20 protein-coding genes are annotated in these 23530 nt (G+C 64.5%); 18 read left to right on the top strand and 2 right to left on the bottom strand.

The window, feature by feature from the left end; translation table 11 throughout:
* The first annotated feature begins 16 nt into the window (after window positions 1–16).
* The 17 genes from SVA_RS10035 (at window position 17) to SVA_RS09955 (ending at window position 18536) form a co-directional block, all read left to right on the top strand.
* Window positions 17–1180: a glycosyltransferase gene (locus SVA_RS10035; RefSeq protein ID WP_096461087.1), complete on the top strand. Its 1164-nt coding sequence runs from the start codon at window positions 17–19 to the stop codon at window positions 1178–1180.
* Window positions 1177–2307, top strand: coding sequence for a hypothetical protein (locus SVA_RS19795; RefSeq protein WP_169924051.1), 1131 nt, complete (start codon window positions 1177–1179; stop codon window positions 2305–2307). The genes SVA_RS10035 and SVA_RS19795 overlap by 4 nt, the downstream gene beginning before the upstream one ends.
* Window positions 2304–3461 carry a glycosyltransferase family 4 protein gene (locus SVA_RS10025; RefSeq protein WP_169924050.1) on the top strand — a complete coding sequence of 386 codons (1158 nt, stop codon included), beginning with the start codon at window positions 2304–2306 and terminating at the stop codon, window positions 3459–3461. Before SVA_RS19795 ends, SVA_RS10025 begins: the two co-directional genes overlap by 4 nt.
* Entirely contained in the window at window positions 3449–5437 is a 1989-nt protein-coding gene (gene asnB, locus SVA_RS10020) for an asparagine synthase (glutamine-hydrolyzing) (RefSeq protein ID WP_096461084.1), read from the top strand. Before SVA_RS10025 ends, asnB begins: the two co-directional genes overlap by 13 nt.
* Before the next feature lie 5 nt (window positions 5438–5442).
* A complete protein-coding gene (locus SVA_RS10015; RefSeq protein WP_096462911.1) occupies window positions 5443–6630 on the top strand; it encodes a glycosyltransferase family 4 protein in 1188 nt (395 codons plus the stop codon).
* A 196-nt stretch (window positions 6631–6826) separates the two neighbouring features.
* Complete coding sequence (locus SVA_RS10010) at window positions 6827–7714, top strand: MraY family glycosyltransferase (protein ID WP_096461083.1); 888 nt, start codon at window positions 6827–6829, stop codon at window positions 7712–7714.
* Between the two features lie 60 nt (window positions 7715–7774).
* Window positions 7775–9646 carry a polysaccharide biosynthesis protein gene (locus tag SVA_RS10005; protein ID WP_148665440.1) on the top strand — a complete coding sequence of 624 codons (1872 nt, stop codon included), beginning with the start codon at window positions 7775–7777 and terminating at the stop codon, window positions 9644–9646.
* A gap of 14 nt (window positions 9647–9660) precedes the next feature.
* Window positions 9661–10665 carry a UDP-glucose 4-epimerase GalE gene (galE, locus tag SVA_RS10000; RefSeq protein ID WP_096461081.1) on the top strand — a complete coding sequence of 335 codons (1005 nt, stop codon included), beginning with the start codon at window positions 9661–9663 and terminating at the stop codon, window positions 10663–10665.
* Window positions 10666–10684: 19 nt separating this feature from the next.
* Entirely contained in the window at window positions 10685–12034 is a 1350-nt protein-coding gene (locus tag SVA_RS09995) for a UDP-glucose dehydrogenase family protein (protein ID WP_096461080.1), read from the top strand.
* On the top strand, window positions 12031–12636 hold the full coding sequence (cysC, locus tag SVA_RS09990) for an adenylyl-sulfate kinase (protein WP_179948788.1): 606 nt from the start codon (window positions 12031–12033) through the stop codon (window positions 12634–12636). The genes SVA_RS09995 and cysC overlap by 4 nt, the downstream gene beginning before the upstream one ends.
* A 25-nt stretch (window positions 12637–12661) precedes the next feature.
* The gene (galU, locus tag SVA_RS09985; RefSeq protein WP_096461079.1) at window positions 12662–13531 is read left to right on the top strand and encodes a UTP--glucose-1-phosphate uridylyltransferase GalU; all 870 of its coding nucleotides are present in this window, start codon (window positions 12662–12664) and stop codon (window positions 13529–13531) included.
* Between the two features lie 218 nt (window positions 13532–13749).
* Entirely contained in the window at window positions 13750–14118 is a 369-nt protein-coding gene (locus SVA_RS09980; RefSeq protein WP_096461078.1) for a DsrE family protein, read from the top strand.
* Between the two features lies 1 nt (window position 14119).
* Window positions 14120–14677, top strand: coding sequence for a hypoxanthine-guanine phosphoribosyltransferase (locus tag SVA_RS09975; protein ID WP_096461077.1), 558 nt, complete (start codon window positions 14120–14122; stop codon window positions 14675–14677).
* The gene (locus tag SVA_RS09970; RefSeq protein WP_096461076.1) at window positions 14674–15429 is read left to right on the top strand and encodes an S-methyl-5'-thioinosine phosphorylase; all 756 of its coding nucleotides are present in this window, start codon (window positions 14674–14676) and stop codon (window positions 15427–15429) included. The genes SVA_RS09975 and SVA_RS09970 overlap by 4 nt, the downstream gene beginning before the upstream one ends.
* A gap of 16 nt (window positions 15430–15445) precedes the next feature.
* Complete coding sequence (gene gmd / locus SVA_RS09965) at window positions 15446–16561, top strand: GDP-mannose 4,6-dehydratase (RefSeq protein WP_096461075.1); 1116 nt, start codon at window positions 15446–15448, stop codon at window positions 16559–16561.
* 4 nt (window positions 16562–16565) lie between these two features.
* Window positions 16566–17510 (top strand): GDP-L-fucose synthase family protein, encoded by a 945-nt coding sequence (locus SVA_RS09960; protein WP_096461074.1) that lies wholly within the window; start codon window positions 16566–16568, stop codon window positions 17508–17510.
* 21 nt (window positions 17511–17531) lie between these two features.
* On the top strand, window positions 17532–18536 hold the full coding sequence (locus SVA_RS09955; RefSeq protein WP_096461073.1) for an NAD-dependent epimerase/dehydratase family protein: 1005 nt from the start codon (window positions 17532–17534) through the stop codon (window positions 18534–18536).
* A gap of 28 nt (window positions 18537–18564) precedes the next feature.
* On the opposite strand, the gene SVA_RS09950 is transcribed toward SVA_RS09955, so the two are convergent.
* A complete protein-coding gene (locus tag SVA_RS09950) occupies window positions 18565–19095 on the bottom strand; it encodes a CsiV family protein (protein WP_096461072.1) in 531 nt (176 codons plus the stop codon).
* A 100-nt stretch (window positions 19096–19195) separates the two neighbouring features.
* Here SVA_RS09950 and def point away from each other — a divergent pair, with 100 nt between their 5' ends.
* The gene (gene def, locus SVA_RS09945; protein ID WP_096461071.1) at window positions 19196–19750 is read left to right on the top strand and encodes a peptide deformylase; all 555 of its coding nucleotides are present in this window, start codon (window positions 19196–19198) and stop codon (window positions 19748–19750) included.
* Between the two features lie 226 nt (window positions 19751–19976).
* Here def and mfd read toward each other — a convergent pair whose 3' ends face one another.
* Entirely contained in the window at window positions 19977–23492 is a 3516-nt protein-coding gene (gene mfd / locus SVA_RS09940) for a transcription-repair coupling factor (RefSeq protein ID WP_096461070.1), read from the bottom strand.
* Window positions 23493–23530 lie beyond the last annotated feature (38 nt).

Genomic DNA, 23530 nt, shown 5'->3' with positions numbered 1-23530 from the left:
AGGTATACGAACTTCGTTGAAGATCTGTTTCCTCATTCGCTCGCTTGGCCTCGGCGGCGCGGAGCGCCAGCTCGTCAATCTGGCGACGGGATTGGCGAGTCGAGGCTGGCAAATATCAGTAGCGGTCATGTATCCAGGCGGGGTTCTGGAGGAGGAGCTTCGACAGGCCGGCATCGAGGTTTACTCGGTCGAAAAGCGCAACCGTCTTCAAACCGGGCGTGTCGTCTTCAAACTGTGGCGTTGGCTGCGAAGGGAGCGGCCGGACGTGCTGCACAGTTACCTGACCGTGTGCAATATCCTGTCTGGAATCATCGGCACCTTGATGCCGTCGCTCAACGTCGTCTGGGGCGTCCGTGCATCGAAGCTGCCGCTCGACGCCTACGACTGGCTCATCGGACTTACCGAGCGTGCCTCTGCATTTTTTGCGAGGAGGGCTGATCTGATTATCGTGAACTCCGAGGCGGGAAAACGAGATTGTCTGAAATCCGGCTATCCGAGCGGCAAGACGATCGTCATACCGAATGGAATCGACACGCGGTGTTTTGCCCCGGACCACAGCGCACGAACCCGCATGCGCGCCCTGCTGAAAGTGGGCGCGGACGAAAGACTCATCGGTCTGGTGGCGCGCCTGGATCCGGTAAAGGGTCATTCGCTGTTCCTGCACGCCGCCTCGCGTCTCGCCAATACGCACGAGAACGCTCGTTTTCTATGCGTGGGCGACGGTTCGGAGAGCGTTCGGAATGAGCTGCAGGCGCTCGCTCGCCGACTCGGAATCGGCAACAGGATTTCGTGGTTAGCGGCCGGGCAAGACATGCCCGCCGTGTACAATGCGCTCGACATACTCTGCTGTTCCTCGCTCTCCGAGGGTTTCCCGAACGTCCTGGGAGAAGGCATGGCGTGCGGCACACCTTGTGTCACCACTGCGGTTGGCGACGCTGAACGACTGGTGGGAAACACTGGCGAAGTGGCGGCTAGCGCGGACCCGGAGAGCATGTGCGCAGCCTGGGAAACGATGTTGGGACGTATCGCGCGCGATGGCGCACGTCTGGGAATGCAGTGCCGGGAGCGCGTCTCTCAGTGTTATACGCACGAGCATTTAGTCGATCGGACGGCGGAGGCGCTCACGGAACTCGTCGCACCACGGTCGCCACTGCCGTCGGACACTCGACCGCTCACATGAGTACGGGCCTGACCTCGGAGCTTCTCCTCGCCGCTACCGCAGTCGGAGCGTTAGGTTTCTTCCTGATTGCTCGACAGGTTTCAACCGCCGTCGCCATCCCCATAGCGATCGTCAAAGTCGGGATCCCGCTGGTGTACTTCGCGTGGTTTTTCGATGGCAGTTGGACGTTTTTCGACGACCTGAGCTATCAGGCACATGGGGAGGAGTTGAGGCGCGATTACAGTCCGCTGTCGGCTCTCGTGGAGGACGGAGGGCGCGCCAAGCTGACCGAGCTGGCCCAAGGCCGACATGTCCTTTACGCCTGGTGGAACCTCCTCTCCCAATCGCTTCTTGGAGAGCACTACTATTCTCCGGTCTTCCTGAACGTCCTCCTGACGTTCGTTATCGGCGCCGTACTTTTCCGGATTTTCGGCGAACTGGGTTTCCCCGAAGGATACCGTCGGGGCGCGGTCGTGTTTTTCCTCCTGCATTGGGACCTCCTTGTTTGGTCGTCCCTCGTGAACTTGAAGGAGGTCCTGGTCATGGCGCTTATCGTGCCCACGGTCTACTTCCTGCTGATCATTCGCAACCGGGTGCGCCTGTTGCCGGTCCTTGGCGCGGCAGCCGGACTGTTCGTCCTCACGTGGGTGAGATACTACGTTCCGTTCTTCCTGGTTGGCGCCTTCGTCGTTTGGATGCTGCTGGAAGCGCAATTTCGCCGTAAGTACCTCTATGCGGCGCTGGCCGGCGCCGCCTTCCTGCTGCTGCCGCTGGATTGGTCGGCCCTGCAGTACATTCAGCCGGCTGCCGTCATGTCGGGGATCTTCCGGGCCCCGCTGACGCCGCAACCCTGGAGCATCGAGGACGAGTACTCCTTTCTGCTGATCCCTTCCGTGCTCCACTGGCTGTTGTTCGTTCCCATGGTCATCGGGGCGATCGCCCTGTGGGCGCGCGCCGCGGGCGCTCGGTTCAATCTCCTGGTCCTCACGCTGATGCTGTTGTTCTACGCCATCGTTCCGGAGCTTCAGGGACCTCGGCATCGCGTGCAGTTGACGTTTATCATCGCCTGGATCCAGTTTCACTTCTTTTGGGAGATGACGGCGCTCGCTCTTCGAAACCACTCGTCTTTGCGCTCGGCGGCACGGTGACGAGCAAGATCGCTCACGTGATCACCGGTCTGGATGTGGGCGGCGCAGAGACGGCTTTGTTCAAACTGCTGTCGCGCTGCGACCGGACGCGGTTCGACCCCGTCGTTATTTCCCTGACAAGCGTTGGTCCGATCGGCGATCGGATCAGAGCGCTGGGCATTCCGGTGTTCGCGCTGCATATCAGGAGTGCCTTTTCGGCGGTCCCGGGCGTCATCCGCCTTGCCGCACTGCTGCGCGCAAATCGGGTCGGTCTTATACAGACGTGGATGTATCACGCTGACCTGCTTGGTGGGGTCGTCGGCGCAATCGCGGGGCGGATTCCGGTCGTGTGGGGCATTCGGCAAAGCAGCTTCGATCCGCGTTCGTGCAAGCGTTCTACGGTCTGGATCGCGCGTCTTTGCGGGCGTCTGTCGCGGTGGATTCCGACCGCGATCCTTGCGTGCTCTGTCGAGGCAAGGCGCTTGCACGTGGACATAGGCTACGACCCGAGTATCGAGGTGATTCCGAATGGATTCGACTTAGAGCAACTCAAGCCCGATCCGGGCGCCAAGGACTGTTTGAGGGCGGAGCTCGGTATTCCGGTGGGATCCGTTGTCGTCGGTTTGGTGGCGCGTTTCGATCCACAAAAAGGACATGACACATTCCTCCGTGCCGCGGGTCTGATTGCCCTGCGCTTCCCCGACGTTCACTTCGTCCTGTGCGGTACGGAGGTGGTCCGGAGCAACGCTCGATTGCTCGCGTGGATCACCGACGCGGGAATCAGGGAGAAGTGCCATCTGCTCGGACCGCGCGGCGACATCGAGAAAATCACTCCCGGGTTCGATATCGCGGTTTCTGCCTCCACGGGCGAAGGATTTTCCAATACGGTGGGCGAAGCAATGGCGTGCGGTGTGCCGTGCGCCGTTACGGATGTCGGTGATTCGGCGGAGACCGTAGGCGAGACGGGCCAGGTCGCGCCCGCACGGGATCCCGAGGCGCTCGCGAAGGCTATCGGCGCACTGATCGAAGCAGGGGCCGAGGGCCGCAAACGATTGGGAGTAGCGGCACGGCGGCGGATAGCGGAGCGGTATGAGCTGGGTGTGGTGGTGGGACGATACGAGGATGTCTACGAGAGAATCCTGTCAAAGGAACGCTTGAACAGATGTGCGGTATAGCGGGACTTTACCGGCCGGCAGCGGACAGCACGGCCGACGGCCTGAAGACATCCGTGCTGGCGATGACGAGCGTACTTCGTCATCGGGGGCCTGACGGTTCGGGCACGTGGATCGACCCTGCAACCGGGATTGCCTTGGGACACCGCCGGCTATCCATCATCGACCTCTCCCCGAATGGCCACCAACCTATGGTCTCGGAAAGTGGGCGCAGGGTCATCACGTTCAACGGCGAAATCTACAACTTCGGCGAGCTGCGCCGGGAGTTACTCGGTTGCGGCCACCAGTTCCGGGGACACTCCGATACCGAGGTGCTTCTGGCCGCGGTGGAGGAGTGGGGTCTACTTAACGCGCTGAAACGAAGCATCGGAATGTTCGCCATGGCGATCTGGGATCGCCAGGAGCGGTCGCTCTACCTGGCCCGCGATCGGCTTGGCGAGAAGCCGCTCTACTATGGCTGGGTCGACGGCACCCTGCTTTTCGGGTCCGAGCTCAAAGCACTGCGAGCTTACGCTGGTGGTCGTCTCATCATCGATCGCGATGCTCTCGCTCTGCTGCTTCGCCACAACTATATCCCTGCGCCGTACTCGATCTATAAGGGAATCCGCAAGCTGGAGCCAGGCATGGTGCTTCGTGTCGATTCCGGATCAAATGAGGAGCGCTCTCACTACTGGTCGCTGCGGGGGCTGGCCGGGCAATCGCAGGTTCATCGTTTTCGCGGCTCGGCGGAAGAAGCGACGGAAGGCCTCGACCGGCTTCTGCGGCAGGCAATACGCGGGCAGATGGTGGCGGACGTGCCTCTCGGCGCCTTCCTCTCGGGCGGCATCGATTCGAGCACGGTTGTCGCCCTGATGCAGGCGCAAAGCGAACGCCCGGTGAAGACGTTCACAATCGGGTTCGAAGATCAGAATTACGACGAGGCGAAACACGCAAAGACAGTCGCGGCTCATCTCGGGACAGACCACACCGAGTGGTACGTAACGCCGGGGGACGCCCTCGCCGTCATCCCTCACCTGCCATCGCTGTACGACGAACCGTTTTCCGACGCGTCGCAGATTCCCACCAGTTTGGTTGCGCGACTGGCGCGTCGTTCGGTGACGGTCAGTCTCTCGGGGGACGGCGGTGATGAGCTTTTTGCCGGCTACAATCGATATTTCCTGGCCCGAACGATTTGGGAACGGGTGCGGCGGGCGCCGCACCTTCTCAGGCGCATGGCCGCGCTCGGTCTGACGTGTTGGTCGCCCCGCACATGGGACCGGCTCTTTGCCGGCGTGGCGCGAGCCATTCCGTCGATACTGCGTCCGCGTCTCTTCGGCGAGGGAATCTACAAGCTCGCCGAGATTCTCCGCGCACCAGGGCCGGAGGAAATTTACCGGAACCTGGTGTCTCACTGGGACGATCCGGCGCGTGTCGTTTTGAACGCTGCGGAGCCTCCGACGGCCTTGACAGATCCCGAGCGATGGGCGGATCTGGGCGACTACACCGAGCGGATGATGTTCCTGGATTCGGTCAGCTATCTCCCGGACGATATCTTGGTGAAGATCGATCGGGCCAGCATGGGTGTCAGCCTCGAGTCGCGAGTGCCGTTGCTCGACCCTCGCGTAGTCGAGTTTGCCTGGTCATTGCCTTTGGAGTTGAAGATCCGGAAAGGGCAGGGCAAATGGTTGTTGCGCCAAGTGCTCTATCGATACGTGCCTCCACATCTTGTCGATCGGCCGAAGATGGGTTTCGGAGTGCCGATCGACAGCTGGCTGCGGGGACCGCTGCGAGAGTGGGGCGAGGCAATGCTCGACGAAGCTCGAATCAGGCAAGACGGCTTCTTCGACCACATCCCCATACGCCGAAGGTGGGAGGAACATCTTTCCGGTCGTCGGAACTGGCAATACCCTCTCTGGGATGTGTTGATGTTTCAGGGATGGCTGGACGCGGAGCGTTTACATTCCATCGGCCACGCATCGCTTGCTGCAAACGCATCGTGAAGGTGATGGCACGCTCACCCATCGATGGCTCTGTGCTGCAGCCCGCCGGTGTACTGAATTATCGGCTCAAGGGGAAACTCCTCTACATCGTGAACGATGCGGGGTTCTTTCTGTCACACAGGCTGCCGTTGGCCGTGGCGGCAAGAATGGCTGGCATGGAGGTGCATGTCGCGACGCCAGCTGATGCCACATCGGGACGAATCGTCGCGGAAGGTTTTCATTTTCACGCGATCGACATTCACCGATGGCGAACGAATCCCTGGCGCGAAGCACGCAGCCTCGTCGCCATGATTCGTCTGCTCAGGCGGCTTCGACCCGACATTGTACACAATGTGACCATCAAGCCCGTGTTGTACGGTGGCATCGCAGCTCGCCTTACGCGTCAGCGGGCAGTTGTCAGCGCCATTCCGGGACTGGGCACTGTCTTCATCGACTCAAGCGGGTTCGGGCGGGTGCGACGTGCAATCGTGAAGTGGATTTACAGGCAAGCACTGCGGCATCCCAACTCCGGCGTCATATTCCAGAACGAGGATGACCTTCGGTCTTTCACCGAAGCAGGTCTGACGGACGCGCGAAGCGCGGTTCTGATACGCGGTTCCGGGCTTGATCTGCAATCGTTTATACCAACGCCGTTGCCGCAGGGCGTTCCGGTGGTCATGCTTGCGTCTCGCATGGTCTGGGACAAAGGCGTGGGCGAGTTCGTTCGAGCGGCGATGCGGGTGCACGCCGCGGGAGTCGCCGCGCGATTTGTTCTGGTCGGCGAGCCGGAGCGCGGTAACCCGCGATCGGTCGCTCGAGAACAGCTGGACGAATGGCAACGAGCGGGAATCGTCGAGTGGTGGGGGAGGCGTACCGACATGCCCGAGGTGCTTTCGCGAGCCTATCTAGTGTGCCTGCCTTCTTATCGCGAAGGGTTGCCCAAGGTGCTCATCGAGGCGGCAGCGTGTGGTCGCCCGCTCATCGCGGCTGACGTCCCCGGCTGCCGGGAGGTTGTGCGGCACGAGGCGAACGGACTGCTTGTCCGCGTGCGTGACAGTGATGCGCTTGCGGCAGCCTTTTCGGACCTCTTGCAAGACCGCGTACGAGCCGAAAACATGGGCCGGTACAGCCGACATATTGCGGAGGCGGAATTCGGCGTGGGAAAAGTGATCGACGACACGATGCGCGTTTACGAAAAGTTGCTGAGCAAATGAACGGGTCCTGTAGCACGATCCACGCGCTGGAGGAGCCGACCCGGGGAATCGTATCCTGATACGAGCGATCGCCATCGTCGTCTTCTCCTTCGTGTTTTCCCTATGGCTGACTGCTCGATTCTCCAAACCGGGGTCCTTGTTATATGTACTCGACCATCCGAACGCGCGCTCGCTCCATACGGCTCCCACGCCTCGCATGGGAGGGGTGGCGATTCTTGCCGCCGTCTATCTTGCCGGTATCGCCGCGGTGCTGCGACGTCCTGACCTGGCGGCACTGTGGTCGCTCGGCATCGCAGGAGCGGTTCTGGCATGTGTCGCGTATGTCGATGATCGCCGACCGTTGCCGGCATCTTTTCGAGCGTTGGTTCATCTTGCCGTCGCCGGCGCCCTCGCGATCTCCGGCCTGTATCTTACCGAGATAGATCTCCCGGGTTTCGATCTGCGAGTGGCCGGCTGGCTCGGGGTGACGGTTACGATCGGGTTGATGGCCTGGATGATCAATCTCTACAACTTCATGGACGGGATGGACGGATTTGCCGGGGGCATGACGGTCAGCGGCTTTGCCACGTTAAGTGCGCTCGGGTGGCTTGCGGGCCATCCGGATTTCGCACTCGTGAGTGCGGTGATCGCCGCGTCGGCGGTGGGATTTCTTGTCTGCAATTTTCCGCCCGCGCGGATCTTCATGGGCGATGTGGGCTCCTCGACGCTGGGTCTCTTCGCTGCCGGGTTTGTTGTGTGGGGCGTGCGCGAGCGCATGTTTCCACTATGGTGCGCGATCCTGATCTTTTCGCCGTTCATCGTCGATGCCACGGTGACTCTCGTGCGCCGACTGGTGCGCGGGGAACGGATATGGGAGCCTCACCGGACGCATTACTACCAGCGACTCGTCCGGGCGGGTTGGGGGCATCGCAGGACTGTTCTTCTGCAGTATGCCTTCATGCTTGGCTGCTCCGTCAGCGCGGTTGTGGGTGTCCACGCTTCGGAAGGCATGCAGTGGGCGATCATCGTAGGTTGGACGCTGATCTACGGTACGTATTTCCTCGGCGTTAACAGGCTCGAGGCCCGAGTCGGTTCGCCGGCATGATCGAGCTTAACGGGATCGGTGTATACTCCGCCCGCACGACTGGATTATAAGAATATCGAAGTGGCATTGTTCCTGAAGCGATTTCAATCTAGCTGGGCGGCGTTTGCCCATGACCTCGTCATGGTGCCGTCCGCTTGGCTCTCGGCTTACTGGCTCCGGTTCAACCTCGAGACCATACCGGACGAGTACTTGAGACAGGCCCTGGTTCTTCTGCCCGTTATTTGGGCGAGCCAGGCGGCTCTATTCTGGTACTTCGGCCTTTACCGGGGACTGTGGCGTTTCGCATCGCTTCAGGACCTGTCGCGCATCGTCAAGGCGGTTCTCGTCGGCGTCGTTGTCGGTGCCGCCATCAGCTTCGTCCTGACGCGGCTCGAGGACGTTCCGCGCTCAGTCTTCATAATCCACGCGGCCCTGCTGGTGCTGTTCCTCGGCGGTCCTCGCTTTCTTTATCGTTCCTTGAAGGATCAGAACTCCAGTCGGGAAGAGGGAAGGCGCGCGTTGATCATCGGCGCCGGGCGCGCCGGGGAGCAGCTCGCGCGGGACTTGTTGCGCGACTCGTCGTCGTCCTACCTGCCGGTCGCGTTCATCGACGACGACCCGGGTAAAATCCGAAAGGAGATACACGGCATTCCGGTCCTCGGGACAACTAATGACGTTCCGCGCATTGCAGCCGATTGTCAGGCGGACCTCATCGTCATCGCGTTGCCCGGCGTAAGTTCGCGGAACCGAAGGAAGGTCGTCGAAGCGTGCGAGAAAACTGGCCTTCCTTTTCGCACGTTGCCTCCACTCGATGACCTGGTGAGCGGCCGGGTGAGCATCCGGGACCTGCGCAATGTCGAGATCGACGACCTGCTCGGCCGCGAGCCGGTTCGCCTTGACTGGGATTCGATAACACGCGCGCACCGGGGGCGACCCATCATGGTGACGGGCGCGGGCGGGTCCATTGGATCCGAGCTGTGCCGGCAGCTGGCGCGACTCGATCCATCGCCGTTGATCGTTTTCGAGCAAAACGAATACAACCTCTACAAGATCGAACTGGAACTCAAAACCGCTTTTCCCCGACTGCACCTCGAGCTCGTGCTCGGTGATATCGGCGACCCGACTCTGACTGAAGAGAATATCGATAAGTACCGGCCGGCCGTCATTTTCCACGCGGCTGCATACAAGCACGTGCCAATGCTCGAAGGGCAGGTCCGATCGGCGGTCCGGAACAACGTGCTCGGCACGCGGACCGTCGCCCGGTTGGCAGAGAAGTACCGGTGTCATTCGTTTGTGCTCATCTCGACAGATAAGGCGGTCAAGCCCGCGAACATCATGGGCACCACCAAGCATCTCGCCGAGATGTATTGTCAGAGCCTGAGTCAACGTTCGGAGACGAAGTTCATTACAGTGCGTTTTGGCAACGTCTTGGGCTCGGCGGGCAGCGTCATCCCGCTCTTTCAGAAGCAGATCGCGGAAGGCGGACCGGTCACGGTAACCGATCCGGAGATGACCCGGTACTTCATGACCATCCCGGAAGCAGCGCAGCTCATTTTGCAGGCGAGCAGCATGGGTGGCGGCGGAGAGATTTTCGTGCTGAACATGGGCGAGCCGGTAAACATTCGTTACCTCGCCGAGCAGCTGATCCTGCTGTCGGGGAAGAAACCCGGCGAGGACATCCAGATCGTGTATACGGGTTTGCGCCCCGGCGAGAAGGTGCGGGAGGAGCTGTTCCAGGCGGGCGAGGAGCTGATACAGACGCCGCATCCAAAGCTGCTGCTCGCCAAGAGCCGGACTATCGAACTGAGCGTCGTCGAAAAGGATCTCGACATGATGGCGCAGGCCTGCAACGCGTACGACGAGGCGGAGCTGCGCAAGCTCCTTGAGCGATTCGTCGCCGCATCGGTGGGCGCTGTGCCGGACGACGCTCGCGTTCGTGCCGTTCCAAGCTGACGGAGAGCCGGCCCTTGAGAGTCCTCGTCACAGGGGGCGCCGGCTACATCGGCTCCCACATGGTCAAGATGCTGCTGGGGCAGGGGGCGGAGGTCGCGACGCTCGACGATCTGTCGTGCGGTTACCGCGACGCGGTGGTGGGCGGCGAGTTCGTGAAGGGCGACACGGGTGACCGCGCCTGCCTGGACGCGCTTTTCGGCCGGCGGAAGTTCGATGCCGTCATGCACTTCGCCTCGTTCATACAGGTCGGGGAGTCGGTGCGTGACCCCGCGAAGTATTACCGGAACAACGTCACCCATACGCTGACCCTGCTCGACGCCATGGCCGCCCACGGCGTGCGGAGCTTCGTCTTCTCGTCGTCGGCCGCGATCTTCGGCGAGCCGGACTACACCCCGATCGACGAGGCGCATCCGAAGCGGCCCATCAATCCGTACGGCTTCTCGAAGTGGGCGGTCGAACGCGTGCTGTCCGACTACGACCGGGCTTACGGGCTGAAATCCGTCAGTCTGCGCTACTTCAACGCCGCCGGCGCGGATCCGGACGGACAGCTCGGGGAGCGGCACGAGCCGGAGACGCACCTCATTCCGCTCGTCCTCCAGGCCGCCGCGGGCAGACGTCCGTCGGTGAGCGTGTTCGGGGACGATTACCCGACTCCGGACGGGACCTGCGTGCGCGACTACATCCACATCGTGGATCTCTGTCAGGCGCATTTGCTCGCCTTGGAGCGGCTGCGCAGTAGCGGCCAGAGCGCGGCCTACAACCTGGGGAACAGCCGGGGGTACTCGGTCAACGAGGTCATTCGGACGGTCGAAGCGGTCACGGGCCGGACGGTGCCGGTGGAACGGGCGCCGCGGAGGGAAGGCGACCCCGCAGTGCTGGTCGCCGATTCGAAACGGGCGATGGACGAGCTCGGATGGCGGCCCCGATTCAACGAGCTCGAAACCATCATCCGGCACGCCTGGACCTGGGAGCAGAAGCGGCACCCGACGGCAACGGAACCGGGTCGCCGACAGGCATGACGAACAGCGGAGGAAGTCCGTGAAGCTAACGGTAATCGGGACGGGCTACGTCGGACTCGTGACGGGCGCGTGTCTCGCGGAGATGGGAAACGCCGTCACGTGCGTCGACGTGGACGAGCAGAAGATCGCGCGTCTGCGCGAAGGCATACTGCCGATTTACGAGCCCGGTCTGGAAACGATCGTGACGGAGAATCAGAAGCAGGGGCGACTGCGTTTCGCGACCTCGCTTGCCGACCCGGGCGCCGAAGCCCCGGTCTACATGATCGCCGTCGGCACCCCGCCGGGAGAAGACGGCTCGGCGGACCTGCAGTACGTCCTGGCCGTCGCGCGCGACATCGGTCGGCGGATCAGCCAGTACACGGTGGTCCTGGACAAGTCCACGGTACCCGTCGGCACCGCCGAGCGGGTCGCGGGCGTCATCCGGGGCGAGCTCCAGCAACGCGGGCTGAGCGTCGACTTCGACGTGGTCAGCAACCCGGAGTTTCTGAAAGAGGGCGACGCCGTCCAGGATTTCATGCGCCCCGATCGCATCATCATCGGCTCGGACAGCGAGCGCGCGCGCGAGGTCCTGCGCGAGCTCTACGCCCCGTTCATGCGCACGCACGAGCGCATCATCTTCATGGGCGTGCGGGACGCGGAGATGACGAAATATGCGGCGAACTCGATGCTGGCCACCAAGATCTCGTTCATGAACGAGATCGCCGGCCTGTGCGACCGCATGGGCGTCGACGTGGAGAACGTGCGCCTCGGGATCGGCTCGGACAGCCGGATCGGCTATTCCTTTATATACCCGGGCGCGGGGTACGGCGGCTCGTGCTTTCCCAAGGACGTGCGCGCCCTCATCCAGATGGCCCGCCAGACGGGCTTCGAGCCGATGCTCCTGAACGCCGTCGAGGCGCGCAACCACGCCCAGCAGCGGGTGCTGTACCAGAAGATCCTGCAACACTTCGGGCCGCAGCTCGCGGGACGGTCTTTCGGGCTATGGGGACTTTCCTTCAAGCCGGGCACGGACGACATGCGCGAGGCGCCTTCGACCGTGCTGCTGCGCGACCTCATCGCGTCCGGCGCCCGCGTGAAAGCCTACGACCCGGCCGCGCTCGAAGTGGCCAGGCGCGACCTCCCGCGCACGTGGTTCGAATCGGGTCAGCTCCAGCTGGTGGAGCAGCAGTACGACGCCCTAAAGGGTGCCGACGCGCTGGTGCTGATCACCGAGTGGAAGCCCTTCCGCCATCCCGATTTCACCCTGGTCAAGACCCTTATGAAAAGCCCGATCGTCTTCGACGGTCGCAACCAGTACGATCCCGCCCAGCTCCGAGGTCTCGGCTTCACGCACATCGGCATCGGGCGCGGGGGCGAGGCAATAACATGAACGAGCTGAAATCGAGCAACGCCGTATGGCACAACGCCACGGTCACGCGGAGCCGCCGCGAGAAGCTGAACCGGCACAAGGGAGCGGTCCTCTGGTTCACGGGCCTGTCGGGAGCGGGCAAGTCGACGCTGGCGCATACCGTCGAGGAGCGGCTGCACCAATTGGGATGCCGGACGTACGTCTTCGACGGCGACAACGTCCGGCACGGGCTGTGCGGCGATCTGGGTTTCACCGCCGAAGACCGCCGGGAGAACATCCGCAGGATCGTGGAGATGGGCAAGCTGTTCGTCGATGCCGGCATCATCGCGTTCGCCGCGTTCATCTCGCCGTTCGAGAAGGACCGGCAGCGCGCGCGCGAGCGGCTCGGCGCCGACTACAACGAAATCTACTGCCGATGCTCCGTCGAGGTGTGCGAGCAGCGCGACATCAAGGGCCTGTACAAGCGGGCGCGGGCCGGCGAGATCAAGGACTTCACCGGCATCTCGTCGCCTTACGAGGAACCGAAGCGCCCCGAGTTGACGGTCGATACCGGCACGCAGCCTCTTCAGTACTGCGCGGACCAGGTGATCGACCTCCTGCGGGGGAAGGGAATCATCGCGTAGAACGCGATTGGAAAATGGACAGCGCATGAGAACGCTCAAAAAAGTGGTACTTCCGGTCGCCGGCCTGGGGACGCGCTTTCTGCCGGCCACGAAGGCGAGCCCGAAGGAGATGCTGCCGGTGGTCGACAAGCCGATCATCCAGTACGCGGCCGAGGAGGCGATCGCGGCCGGAATGGACGAGCTCATCTTCGTGACCGGTCGGCACAAGCGGTCGATCGAGGACCACTTCGACAAGGCCTACGAGCTGGAAACCGAGCTGGAGGCCAAGGGCAAGAAGAAGCTTCTCGACAAGGTCCGGAACTTCCTCCCCGAGGGCGTCGCCTGCATCTACACCCGCCAGCCCGAGGCCCTCGGTCTCGGGCATGCGGTGCTGTGCGCCCGCGCCGTCGTCGACGACGCGCCGTTCGCGGTCATGCTCGCCGACGACCTGATTCGCGCCACGCCGACCGTGCTCGAGCAGATGGTGGAGATCTACCGCCGATACAAGTGCTCGATCATCGGCGTACAGCGCGTCCCGCGTGAGGAAACCGCGAGCTACGGCATCGTGGATCCCGAGCCGATGCAGCGCGGTCTGTACCGGGTGAAGGGCATGGTGGAAAAGCCGAGCCCGGACGCGGCGCCCTCCGATCTGGCCGTCGTGGGCCGGTACATACTGACGCCGCGCATCTTCGATCTGCTCGAGAAAGTGCCGCGTGGAGCGGGGGGCGAGATTCAGTTGACGGACGCGATCGCCGCCCTGCTCGCCGAGGAGCAGGTCATCGCCTACGAATTCGTCGGCAAGCGCTTCGACTGCGGAAGCAAGATGGGTTATCTGCAGGCAACCGTGGAGTATGCGCTGGAGCACCCCGAACTGAATGAAAAGTTCCGTTCCTATATCAGGAGCCTGAAGCTCTAACCCATCGGACCGGCGACCCGGAGAGTGGCGGGAAGGGATCCGGCGCCCGGCCGGCATCTTCGGTCCCATGTCCCTCTGTTCACCTGCGAGCAGGCGCGGACAGGCCGGTCACCGGTCGTTCGACAGCGCGATTTCCGTCACCGACGCCGCTTTTTCTCGCTTTTCCCTCGATAGGGCGGCCGATATAATGGCCCGCCATCCAAGCTGGAGAGTGCCGAATGGCGGACAAGCTCATGATCGTGATGGTGAACACCGACCCGACCAGTCCGTCGGAGCTCGGCGCGCCGTTCTTCCAGGCGACCGTGGCGGCCGCGATGGAGTACGAGGTGGAGGTGATACTCACCGCGCGGGCCGGAGAGCTGGCGATCAAGGGCGTCGCGGAGAAGCTCCGGGTTCAGGAAGGCAGCCCGAAGACGGTGTACGACTTCATCAAGGATGCCCACGAGGCGGGGGTGAAGTTCAAGGTGTGCACCCCGACGCTCGAGCTCTGGGGCAACGAGCTGATCCCGGAGGTCGAGGAGACGGTGGGAGGCGCCTACGTCATCAGCCAGGCGATGGACGATGACGTCGTGACCTTCACGTACTAGTTTGAAAGCGATCAGCGCGCAGCAGGCCTGGGAGGTGCTGCGACAGGCCGACTGCCTTTATCCCGCCGATGCGGTCGAAGCGGCGCTCGACCGCATGGCCCAGGCCATCACCGCGCGACTCGGCCACGAGGATCCGCTCCTGGTCTGCATCATGACCGGCGGGGTCGTTCCTTTCGGCAAGCTCCTTCCCCGCCTGCAGTTCCCCTTCGAGATCGACTACGTGCACGCCACCCGCTATGCCGGGCGGCTCCAGGGCGACCAACTGCAGTGGCGCGCGGGTCCGACGCAGCCGGCGCGGGACCGCGTCGTGCTCCTCGTCGACGACATCCTGGACGAAGGCGCCACGCTGGCGGGCATCGAGGCGCGCTACCGGACGGAGGGTGCGCGCGACGTGCTCAAGGCCGTGCTGGTGGTCAAGCAACGAACCCGTATCTGCGACGTGAGCGTCGAGTTCGTCGGACTCGACGTCCCCGACCGGTACGTGTTCGGGTACGGCATGGACTACAAGGGCTACCTGAGAAACGCGCACGGCATCTACGCGGAGCGGTTGCCGACATGACCGCCGTTGCCATCATCGGCGGCAGCGGACTCACCCAGCTCAAGGACCTCAAGATCACCCGCCGGGAGGTCATGCGCACGCCGTACGGCGAGCCCTCGGCGCCGCTCGTGCACGGGGAGCTGGGCGGGAGCGAAGTCGTCTTCCTTCCGCGCCACGGGCAGAGCCACACCATTCCGCCGCACGACATCAACTATCGCGCGAACATCTGGGCGATCAGGCAGATCGGCGTCGAGTGCGTCGTCGCCGTCAACGCGGTGGGCGGAATCTCGCCCGGCTACCTGACGCCGACCACGCTGGTCGTGCCGGACCAGATCGTCGACTACACGTGGGGCCGGGCGCACACCTTCTTCGGCAGCGAGCACCGGAAAGTGACGCACGTGGATTTCACCGAACCGTACTGCCCCGGGATGCGGCGTGCGCTGCTCGAGGCCGGCCGGCGGGCGGGCATGGCGCTGCTCGAAGGCGGGACCTATGGCGCGACGCAGGGCCCGCGGTTCGAGTCGGCGGCCGAGATCCGCCGGATGGAACGCGACGGCTGCGACGTCGTCGGCATGACCGGAATGCCGGAGGCCGGGCTCGCGCGCGAGTTGGGACTCTGCTATGCCTCGGTCGCCGTGATCGTCAATCCCGCCGCCGGCAAGGCGCAAGGCGAGATCAGCCTGAGCGAGATCGACAAGTACCTGAAGACGGGCATGGCCCGGGTTCGCGAATTGCTCGAGGCGGCGATTCCGCTCGTGGGGTCCGGCCGATAACCAGACGGGAGTTTCGATGAAGAAAGCGCTGATCACGGGCATCACCGGACAGGACGGTGCGTACCTCGCCGAGTTCCTGCTGCACAAGGGTTACGAGGTGCACGGAATCAAGCGCCGCACGTCGCTCTTCAACACGGATCGCATCGACCACCTGTATCAGGACCCACACGTGCCGGGCCGCCGGCTCGTCCTGCATTACGGGGACATGACGGATTCGAGCAGCCTGATCCGCGTCGTGCAGCAGGTGCAGCCGGACGAGATATACAACCTTGCCGCGCAGAGCCACGTGCAGGTCTCGTTCGAAGAGCCGGAGTACACGGCGGATTCCGACGCGCTCGGCGCGCTGCGGCTGCTGGAGGCGATACGTATCCTCGGGCTGGAGAAGAAATCGCGCTACTACCAGGCGTCGACGTCGGAGCTCTACGGCAAGGTGCGGGAGACCCCGCAGAAGGAGACGACGCCGTTCTATCCGCGTTCGCCGTACGCCGCGGCCAAGCTCTACGCGTACTGGATCACGGTGAACTACCGCGAGGCGTACGGCCTCTATGCCTGCAACGGCATCCTCTTCAATCACGAGTCCCCGATCCGCGGCGAGACCTTCGTGACGCGCAAGATCACGCGCGGACTCGCCCGTATACACCTGGGACTCCAGGACTGCCTCTACATGGGCAACCTCGACGCGCGGCGCGACTGGGGGCATGCTCGGGATTATGTAGAGGCGCAATGGCTCATCCTTCAGCAGCCACAGCCGGACGACTTCGTCATCGCGACGGGCGAGCAGTACTCGGTGCGGGATTTCCTGAATGCCGCCGCCGGGGAGCTCGGATTCGACCTGCGCTGGGAGGGCAGCGGCGCGAACGAAAAGGGCGTCGTCTCCGGGATCGCGGCGGGGAGCAAGACCGCGCTGAAGCGCGGGCAGGTCGTCGTGCGCATCGATCCGCGTTATTTCCGGCCGACCGAGGTCGAAACACTCCTCGGAGATCCGACGAAAGCCAGGGAGACCCTCGGCTGGTCACCCAAGGTCGGCTTCCGCGAGCTCGTGGCGGAGATGGTAAGCGCGGATCTCAAGGCCGCCGAGCGCGACGCGCTCGTGAAGCGCCACGGCTACGCCGCCTACGACTATCGCGAGTAGGCGCATGCAGCCCGCGAGCAAGGTTTACGTCGCCGGCCATCGCGGCCTCGTGGGCTCGGCCCTGCTCAGGCGCCTGCACGCGGGCGGCTACGAGAACATCGTCACCCGCACCCACGCGGAGCTCGACCTGATCGGCCAGGCGGCCGTCGACGCGTTCTTCGCCCGGGAGCGGCCGGAATACGTGCTCCTCGCGGCAGCGAAGGTGGGCGGCATCCTCGCGAACGACACCTACCGCGCCGACTTCATCTACCGGAACCTCATGATCGGCGCCAACGTGATACACGCCGCCTGGCGGCACGGTGTCCGGAAGCTGCTGTTCCTGGGTTCGAGCTGCATCTACCCGAAGCTCGCCCCCCAGCCCCTGAAGGAAGAGTACCTGCTGACGGGTCCGCTGGAACCGACCAACGAGCCGTATGCCGTCGCCAAGATCGCCGGCATCAAGATGTGCGCGGCCTACAATCGCCAGTACGGCACCGACTTCTTTTCCGTGATGCCCACCAACCTGTACGGTCCGGGCGACAACTACGACCTGGAATCATCGCATGTCCTGCCCGCCCTCATCCGGAAAATGCACGAAGCGAAGGCGCGCGGCGACCGGGAGGTCACGATCTGGGGAACCGGCACGCCGCGCCGCGAGTTCCTCTACAGCGACGACCTCGCCGATGCGTGCATCTTCCTGCTCGAGCGGTACGGCGCCGCCGAAATCGGCGAGCTGATCAACATCGGGGTGGGGGAGGACCTCACCATTCATGACCTCGCGCGGCTCGTCGGCGACGTGGTCGGCTTCCGGGGCGAGATCGTCCTGGATTCCTCCAAGCCCGACGGGACGCCGCGAAAGATACTCGACGTGACTCGCCTGCACCGGCTCGGCTGGAAGGCCAGGACGAATCTTCCGGAAGGCATACGAAGGGCATACGACGATTTTCTCGCCAGTCACGCCGGATCGTAATTCGCCTGCCTTTCTCCCCGGATGACCTCTTCCGCGTCACGCCGGATTCTTGTTACGGGTGCCACGGGGTTCATCGGCAGCCGTCTCGTTTCCAGCCTTCTCGGTCGCGGCGACGCGGTGATCGCCATGGTGCGGGGAACGGCCGCCGAGGGCCGGCTGCCGGCGGACGTCGAGCGGCGCCGGGGTGACCTCGGGATCCCGGCGTCGTTGCGCGGCGCCTGCGAAGGCGCAGACGCCGTCATGCATCTCGCGAGCCGGGCGGAATCCGAAGACAGGCGGGGGTCGGATGAGGAAGAAGCGCACCGGCAGGTGACCGTCGAAGGGACCCGGCGCCTGCTCGCCGAGGCGCGGGCCGCCGGCGTGCGGCGGTTCGTGTTCATGAGCAGCGTCAAGGCGATGGGGGAAGGCGGGGCAGACTGCCTGGACGAGGCGACCGAGCCGCACCCGGTTTCGGCTTACGGGCGGGCCAAGCTCGCGGCCGAGGCGCTCGTGGCGCAGGCCGGGCGCGAAGGGATGGAAACCGTCGTGCTGCGCCTCCCGATGGTGTACGGCCCGAACCCGAAAGGAAGCCTCGTGCGCATGATCGCCGCCGTCGATGCGGGCCGCTTCCCGCCCTTGCCCGAAGTCGGAAACCGTCGCTCCATGGTGCACGTGGAGGACGCCGTCACGGCGCTCCTGCTCGCTGCCGGACACGAGCGCGCGCCCGGCCACCTTTATATAGTCACGGACGGCCTGTACTACTCCACCCGCCAAATCTATCTGGCGATCTGTCGCGCGCTCGGCCGCACCCCGCCGTCCTGGACCGTCCCGAAGGCGGTGTTACAAGCGGGGGCGCGCATGGGCGACGCCCTCGAACGGTTGACGGGCAAACGACTGCCGCTCAACGGCGAGGCGCTCGAAAAACTCCTCGGCTCGGCGTGTTACCGGTCCGACAGGATCGCGCGAGACCTGGACTTCCGACCCGCCGTCACCCTCGAGCAGGCGCTGCCGGAAATGGTGCGCATGGTCGCGAGCCGGCGTCCCTGATTCGGTCCGGCGTTCGCGGACTGACGGACTATCCCTTCCCCGTCGGCACCACGCGTACGATCGCCCCGAACTTGGGATGATCGAAGTAGTGCAGCTCCTGCGTCTTGATCCGGCGCTGCTCGTTGATCTGGAAGGCCTGCGATTCGGCCGGGAAGGCCGTCTGCACGAGCGCCAGCGGCTGGAAGGTGAGGTTCATCTCCAGATGCAGGAATCGGGCGATATAGAAACGCAGCGTGCCGTCGAGCTCGCGGTCGCCGGTGCTGAGCAGGACGGGCTTGCTCGCGGAGCGCGCCTCGGCCGGCTGGGTCCAGCGCTTGTGCAGCAGAACCCGGAACCGGGGGTCGGAGCGAATGGCGGTGGCGGCGTTGGAGAGCTCGGAGGCGACCGGCGTCTCGCCGGCGACAACCGCGTCGGCGGTGTCCACCGGCTTCAGGTTGTCGGTGGTCCAGAGCTCGGCCCCCTCGTATTCGGGCAGCCGCATCTCGAACACCAGCACCTCGATGTCGTAGCTCGGCACGGGCGGGCTCGTCGTCACGGCGTGCGCGGTGAGCGTGGCCAAGACCAGACAAACCGTAACGAATAGGCGTTTCACGTTTCTTCCGCTCCGAACGATTCGCTATAGTATCCGGCAATTCCCGGACGATTTCGAGGACGGACCGATGGCCGTCAGAAGAGTGCTGAAGATGGGCGAGCCGGTGCTGTACCGGCGGGCGGAGCCGGTCAAGGAGTTCGGTACGCCGGAGCTCGACAGGCTGATCGAGGACATGTTCGACACCATGGCGGCGTACAACGGCGCCGGGCTCGCGGCCCCGCAGATCGGCGTCTCGCTGCGCCTGGTCATCTTCGGCGTCAAGGCCAATCCGCGCTACCCGCAGGCGGAGCCGGTTCCCGAAACCATACTGATCAATCCGGTCATCCACCCGATCGGCAACGAACAGGAGGAAGGCTGGGAGGGGTGCCTGAGCGTCCCGGGCATGCGGGGTCTCGTCGGCCGCCATCGAACGATCCGCTATACTGGCTACGACCGCCACGGCGCCCCGATCGATCGGACCGTCTCGGGATTCCACGCCCGCGTGGTCCAGCACGAGTGCGATCACATCGACGGGGTGCTCTACCCGATGCGGCTCAAGGATCTGAGACTGCTCGGGTACGAGGACGTGCTATTCCCGGAGCTGGAGAAGAAATCCGCCCCGGCGGCGGAGGCAGAACTATAAAGGGACCACCTGCTGAAGAGGCGGAGGGTCCCGACCCGTCATTGCGGGCATAGCGAAGCAATCTCGAAGAGATTGCTTCGGTCATTAATCCTGCTCGTCCTCGATCCGGCAAGCGCCAAAGCGGTCATTGCGAGCGTAGCGAAGCAGTCTGATGCGGCGTTTCGATGTGCGGCGAGGGTGCTTCGTCGCTGCGCTCCTGGCAACGACCTCTGACGAGTCCTTCTGCCTACGCTCTCAGCTCCTCTTTTTCGACCCTGGCGGGCGCCAAGGTGTCGAAAAGCTTTGTGATCGTCTTGACCCGCGATTCGGGATCGGGCATCTCGGTGAGGATGCGCAGGCGGTTCGGGCCGTCGAGTCGATAGGTGCGCGGCGCGGACTGCAGCAGCCGGATGATGGCGCCCGGGTCGATCGGAGGCTTCTCGACGAACTCGATACGCGCACCCTTCGCTCCGGCGTCGACCTTCTTGATGCCGAGCGGCGCCGCGCGGACCTTGAGCTCGGCCGCCTTGAACAGGCGTTTCCCCGCCTCGGGCAACACCCCGAACCGGTCGACGATCTCTTCCTGAAGAGTCTGCAGCGCCTCCAGGCTCTCGGCGCTCGCGATGCGCTTGTAGAGCACGAGCCGCATGTGCACGTCGGGTAGGTAATTTTCCGGCAACAGTGCGGGCGCGTGCAGGTTGATCTCGACCTCCCGCGACTCCGTCTTCGCCGGCAGCTTTTCGCCCGCCCGCAGCGACCGCACCGCGCGCTCGAGCAATTCCGAATACAGCGCGAAGCCCACTTCGTCGATCTCGCCGCTCTGCTGCTCGCCCAGCAGCTCGCCGGCGCCGCGGATCTCCAGGTCATGCGAGGCCAGCGCGAAGCCCGCCCCGAGCTCCTCCAGCGACTCGATCGCCTCCAGCCGCTTGCGGGCGTCGGCCGTGATCGCGTTGCGTCCGGGAATCAGCAGGTACGCGTAGGCACGGTGATGCGAGCGCCCGACGCGCCCGCGAAGCTGGTGCAGCTGCGCCAGCCCGAACTTGTCGGCGCGCTCGATGACGATCGTGTTCGCCGTCGGCACGTCGATGCCGGACTCGATGATCGTCGAGCAGACCAGGATGTTGTAGCGCCGGTGGTAGAAGTCGAGCATGACGCGCTCGAGCTCGCGCTCGGGCATCTGGCCGTGGGCGACGCCGATCTCCGCCTCGGGAATCAGCTCCTTCAGCTCGCGCGCGGCGCGCTCGATGGTGCGGACTTCGTTGTGCAGGTAGTACACCTGGCCGCCCCGGCGGATCTCGCGCAGGCAGGCCTCGCGGATCAGGTCCCGGTTCCACTCGGCGACGAGCGTCTTGATCGCGAGCCGACCCTCGGGGGCGGTCGCGATGATCGAGATGTCCCGCAGGTTCGCGAGCGCCATGTTGAGCGTGCGCGGGATGGGGGTGGCGGTGAGCGTCAGGATGTCGACCTCGGCGCGCAGCTGCTTGAGCCGCTCTTTCTGCCGCACGCCGAAGCGGTGCTCCTCGTCGAGAATGAGCAGCCCGAGCCGGTCGAAACGCACGTCGGTCTGCAGCAGGCGGTGCGTGCCGATGACGATGTCGACCTTGCCGGCCTTGAGGCCCTCGAGCACCTCCATCGCCTCGGAGGCGCTGCGGAAGCGGGAGAGCAGCTCGACGCGGTAGGGGGTGCCGGCAAAGCGGTCCTTGAAGTTCTGATAGTGCTGCGCCGCGAGCAGGGTCGTCGGCACCAGCACCGCCACCTGCTTCCCGCCGTGAACGGCGAGGAACGCCGCGCGCATCGCCACCTCGGTCTTGCCGAAGCCCACGTCTCCGCACACGAGCCGGTCCATGGGCTTCTCGGTCTCCATGTCGCGCATGACCTCGTCGATTGCGCGCGCCTGGTCGGGCGTCTCTTCGAAGGGGAACGATTCGGCAAAGCCGTGATAAGTGACATCGCGGGCGTTGAACGCGTGCCCCTTGCGCGCCGCGCGCAGGGCGTAGACCTCGAGCAGCTCCGCCGCCGCGTCGTAGGCCTTCTCGAGGGCGCGTCGCTTGGCCTTCTCCCACGCCTCGCCGCCCAGCTTGTGCAGCGGCGCCTGTTCCGGGTCGGTGCCGGTGTAGCGCGTGATGAGGTGCAGCGACAGGATCGGCAGATACAGCTTGTCGCCGTCGGCGTACTCGAGGCAGATGAACTCGGTCGGCCCGTCCCCCACGTCGATGGTCTGCAGGCCGAGGTAACGACCGACGCCGTGGTCTTCGTGGACGACGGCGTCGCCGACCTGCAGCTCGGCGAGGCTGCGGATGATCGCGGCCGGATCGCGCTCCGCTTTCTGCCGCCGGCGCCGCTGCACGGCCCGCTCGCCGTAGAGCTGCGATTCGGCGATGACCGCGATGGCCGGGTCGGTGAGGGCCAGGCCGCGATCGAGGGGCGCCGCCGTGAGGCCGAGTCGCGCGTCGCTCTTCAGGAACTCCGCCCAGCCGGCCACGTCCCGGACGTCGAGGCCGTGGTCCTGGAGCAGGGCGTGCAGGGTCTCCCGGCGACCGGCGGTCTCGGCGACGATGAGCGCGCGGCCGGCATAGGCGTCCACGTAGTCGTACAGGCTGCCGTAGGGTTTTGCGCTGTGGTGATCGACGCGCAGCTCCGCCGGAGCGGCCGTGCCGTAGTCGACGGTCTTGCCGGAGGAGGCGGCCTCGCTCGAGAAGTCGCGGAGCGTCACGCAGGGGTACCCCTTCAGCGAGGCGTCGAACGCTTCCGGGCCGATGAAGATCTCCTCGGGCGGCAACAGCGGGCGCTCCACGTCGTACCGAAGCTGCTCGTAGCGGCCTCGCGCTTCGCGCAGAAAGTCGGCCGCGGCCTGCTCCGTGCCGTCCTCGAGTACGCAGACGCCGGACCCGGGGAGGTAATCGAAGAGCGACGCCGTGCGCTCGAAGAAAAGCGGCAGGAAGAATTCCGCGCCGGCCGGCGCGATGCCTTTGCTCACGTCCCGGTAGATCCCGACTTTCTGCGGGTCCCCCTCGAACCGGGCGCGGAACGTCTGGCGGAACCGCTGGATCGCCGATTCCGTGAGCGGGTACTCCCGCGCGGGCAGGAGCTGCACGGACGAGAGCGACGCGCCGGAGCGCTGGGTCTCGGGATCGAACTCCCGGATCGAGTCGACCGTGTCGCCGAAGAGATCGATGCGGTACGGCCTGGGAGCGCCCACCGGGTAGAGGTCCACGAGCCCGCCGCGGACCGCGTACTCGCCCGGCTCCATCACCTGGGAGACGGCGTGGTAACCCGACCGGACGAGCTGCTCCCGGAACGGGTCGAGGTCGAGCCGTTCGCCGGCCGAGAGCATCAGGCTGTGGCCGGCCACGTACTCGCGCGGGGCGAGGCGGTAAAGGAGCGTCGAGACGGCGGCGATCACCACACCGCGCGACAGCCCGGGCAACCGGTAGAGCGTCGAAAGGCGCTGCGAAACGAGCTCCTGGTGCGGGGAGAAGATGTCGTAAGGCAGGCATTCCCAGTCCGGGAAGGGCAGCACCGGAAGCGCGGGATCGGTGCGGTAGAACCGGATTTCGTCTTCGAGCTGGTTCGCCTCGCTGACGCTGCGGGTAACCACGAGCAGGGGCCCGCGATGGCGCGCGGCCGCCATGGCGAGCGCGAGTCCCCGCGCGCTTCCTAGAAGCCGCGTCCAGGCCAGCCGCTCCCCCGGTGAGGAGGGCAAAACCGGATCAAGTGGCGAGGCCGAAACGATTTTTTCCGATGCCGACAGCGGGGAACTCATGATAAAGGGCTCAAAAAGGCGCGCTATTGTAGCCCAGC

Source organism: Sulfurifustis variabilis, assembly GCF_002355415.1.
GTDB lineage: Bacteria > Pseudomonadota > Gammaproteobacteria > Acidiferrobacterales > Sulfurifustaceae > Sulfurifustis > Sulfurifustis variabilis.
This window is presented reverse-complemented; position numbering and strand designations above follow the sequence as displayed.